We start from the raw sequence: 3,068 nt of genomic DNA, 5'->3' as shown, positions 1-3,068 counted from the left end.
AGAGAGAAGTCTTGACGGGGATCTTCATAGACTTCGAGTTCAACACGACTTGCAGCAGAGAGTTCACCGTCAAGCACCACAAGATTGAGAATTGCAGTCTGGTAGATCACCAGCGTACGGATCTCATCGATACTGAGATTCTGGGTGTTGAGCGCTTCCAGTGTTGAGAGCAGGTTGACTGGAGCGCGAAAGGTATATTCCCGCGTCGAACCCGTATCGGTTGGCATTGAATTACTCTTGTGGACCCCTACCAATAGTTCTCATCCTTCAGTGTNGATCACCAGCGTACGGTTCTCATCGATATCGAGATACTGAATGTTGAGCGCTTCCAGTGTCGAGAGCAGGTTGACTGGAGCGCGAAAGGTATATTCCCGCGTCGAACCCGTATCGGTTGGCATTGAATTACTCTTGTGTTCCCCTACCAATAGTTCTCTTCCTTCAGGTAGCAACTGGAGGACAACTGTTGGTAGAGACAGTGCAATCGAAGAGGGTTGGGCTGGCAAAAGGACCACCGGTCGTGTGGGGCCAATACCGGTGGAATGTGGGCTATGTGCTGAATCGCAATGTCGCGCCAAGGGATACGCGACAGTCGAGGTTTGTGGTGGAGTTATTATCAAGCTATGGGNGGAATGTGGGCTATGTGCTGAATCGCAATGTCGCGCCAAGGGATACGCGACAGTCGAGGTTTGTGGTGGAGTTATTATCAAGCTATGGGCCGCTCTTCCGAAGTAGATTATTGGTAGCGATGGGGAAGCCAGTCCGGTGAATGAAGGCCAATCAAGAAGTGTATTATACGATACTACAGCATGGATAGCCGAAAGAAGTCAACCAAATATATAATATATCCAAGAATATCTGGAAAGAAAATCAGTGTAAACCAGAATATATACTCCCAAATACCCGGCAGGACCCCTCCTAGAAACGTCTTTTGGCATCCGGGGTCAACTACTGACCGCGATGACCACCACCCCAAGTCTGTCTCCGGAATCTATTCACCCACAAGAAAAAGACCAGGTGATACGGGCCCTTTCCGAGCAACGCCGGCGATCTACTCTTCAAGTTCTGCACCAGTGCCGAGAGGCGACCATCTCAGAAATAGCAAAGGAGATTGCCGCGAAGGAGGACGACAAGCCAAATAGCGACAATCAATCTGATGCGATTCGTATTGATCTCTACCATCGCCACATTCCGATTTTAGCAGAAGCAGGTCTCGTCCACTACACGGAGGAACGGGACGCCATCGCTATTTCCGAATATGGCATGAACGCCACTTCGTTTATTAGCGAGAGTTTATTTTGCCCTCTGATGACTCGTTCCGTCAGTCACGACCACGATGCACGCGAGGGGCTGAAGGCGACGCTGTACTGCTGGGGGTGTGATCACTCAAGCCCCATCGACGGCGACTGGGTCCGCAAGTCGCGCGGGACCAAGGTAGCGTATGTCTGTCCTGGCTGCGGGACGGTGATCGCGGAAAGGCCCCGAGAGAACAGCGGTCCCGATTCCGGCGAGGCCTGGGGACGGATAGTCCAGACTTCCGTCTCGATCTGGCAGGCCAGCAAAGCGAACTAACCTCCAACAGAAGTTGGTGGCAGCGTACGATCGTCTAAAACCCACGGAAATTGTCCGATTACGCTTCGATATTCAGACTGTACAGGCGTTTTCGGGCGTCGGAGAACGAAAAGCGCGAATCGATCACGTGCTCGTCCTTGAGTCTATTCAGCGCGTACCGCACCGTCCGAGTGGGCAACAGCGTTTCATCGGCGAGCTGTTGCTGGGTCATCGCATCGTTGTGCTCGAGGACCTTTACAACGAGTTTGGCACTCGGAGGCAGGTCGCGGATGTCGTCCCAAGTTCCACGTGGTTCTGCGTCCTGTCGAAACGCTTCTGATGCACTCATTACTACACCGTTCCGGATGCAGAGTGATAATATTTTCCATTTGGAAATGCACTATGGTCATATTCACTGCCCACTGAGGCTATCCGGAGAATCTTTCTCGATAGTATTCTGGTGTAATTAACTCTATCAGCCGATACTTATTGGGAAACTCCTTACCGGCCGCTTTAACAGCTATGAGTACCCAGAGTATGGTGAAAAATGAACTGGCCTGATCTATTGGTGGCAGTACTGATCCTACTCCTTTTAGTAGTATTTTTCATAGGGATTCTCTTAGCCGGTTTGACCGCTGGATTGTGGTGAGTTGTTATCGAACTACACTATAGTTGAGTTTAGCTACCGAATTCGGATCTATTCATCATCTGTATGGGTATATCCAGCTTGACCAGAAGAGGAGAGACGGTAAATAGGCGCTCTCTATCGATCAGTTGATTCGCTGAGGGCGAAGATGAGAACAATTCTGTGGGGACGATTCTATGACACACTCGACAAAGCCAACGAGAGCCGCGATCGCTGTTACCTTCGTGCTCACCGTGCCGCAGTTCGCCGTACTCAAGAACGGCGAGACGAGAGAGCAGGGATGATCGATCCAATCGTCGCACTACTGTACGGGTTCGGATTCGCGGCTATCTTCGTTCCAGCTGCGTATGCGGTGTTGCTCCGATACACGAATCTCGCATAGCTTGAGAGCAGCATGTCCACAGAGTCTTTCTTCGGTATGATTTACCTCTGGTTAGATGAAATACGAAGGCCTTAGCAATGAGAGCCAAGACGACAACAGCAATGAGACTCTCGAGGACCACCCGTCTGAGTTACAAATCGACGTACTGTGATTCCCACTCACGGCGCTCCTGAATGGCTGTACTCCTTTATCGGTGATTGCATAGTAGTTCGTTCGTCGGTCGAGTTCTCCCTTCTCAACGAGTTCCTTGTTGACGAGGGTGTCGAGATTGGGATACAGCCGTCCGTGGTTGATTCGCTACTATAGTACGACTCGATTTCGTCTTTGATATCCTGACCCGATGGCTGATCAGCGCCTGCAATTGATCTTTTGGCTCTGACTTTATGAGAATCCTGTTTAAGCTCCTAGTCGGTGAACGAACGCGCAGGGGTTGAAGGAGACCGTCTTTCAACATGTGTCCTAGAACACGAGGCTCTGACTGGTCCCTTGCAA

3 protein-coding genes and 1 pseudogene are annotated in these 3,068 nt (G+C 50.8%); 1 reads left to right on the top strand and 3 read right to left on the bottom strand.

Annotation, left to right across the window (positions count from 1 at the left end; genetic code table 11):
- Nucleotides 1-227: hypothetical protein (locus C492_RS23560; protein ID WP_152424837.1), on the bottom strand; the 227-nt coding region annotated here is incomplete at its 3' end.
- A 730-nt stretch (nt 228-957) separates the two neighbouring features.
- Here C492_RS23560 and C492_RS25180 point away from each other — a divergent pair.
- Nucleotides 958-1,569 (top strand): winged helix-turn-helix domain-containing protein, encoded by a 612-nt coding sequence (locus tag C492_RS25180; protein ID WP_008422170.1) that lies wholly within the window; start codon nt 958-960, stop codon nt 1,567-1,569.
- A 58-nt stretch (nt 1,570-1,627) separates the two neighbouring features.
- Here C492_RS25180 and C492_RS07970 read toward each other — a convergent pair whose 3' ends face one another.
- On the bottom strand, nt 1,628-1,897 hold the full coding sequence (locus C492_RS07970) for a MarR family transcriptional regulator (RefSeq protein ID WP_008422168.1): 270 nt from the start codon (nt 1,895-1,897) through the stop codon (nt 1,628-1,630).
- 809 nt (nt 1,898-2,706) lie between these two features.
- Nucleotides 2,707-2,938, bottom strand: a pseudogene (locus C492_RS22450) (PadR family transcriptional regulator).
- Nucleotides 2,939-3,068 lie beyond the last annotated feature (130 nt).

It is taken from the genome of Natronococcus jeotgali DSM 18795, from assembly GCF_000337695.1.
Lineage (GTDB): Archaea > Halobacteriota > Halobacteria > Halobacteriales > Natrialbaceae > Natronococcus > Natronococcus jeotgali.
The sequence above is the reverse complement of the archived record's forward strand: the minus strand, read 5'-3'. Positions and strand labels throughout refer to the sequence as shown.

Coding starts and splice junctions, on each gene's coding strand:
- C492_RS25180 (WP_008422170.1), top strand. CDS start 958: ATGACCACCACCCCAAGTCTGTCTCCGGAATCTATTCACCCACAAGAA.
- C492_RS07970 (WP_008422168.1), bottom strand. CDS start 1,897: ATGAGTGCATCAGAAGCGTTTCGACAGGACGCAGAACCACGTGGAACT.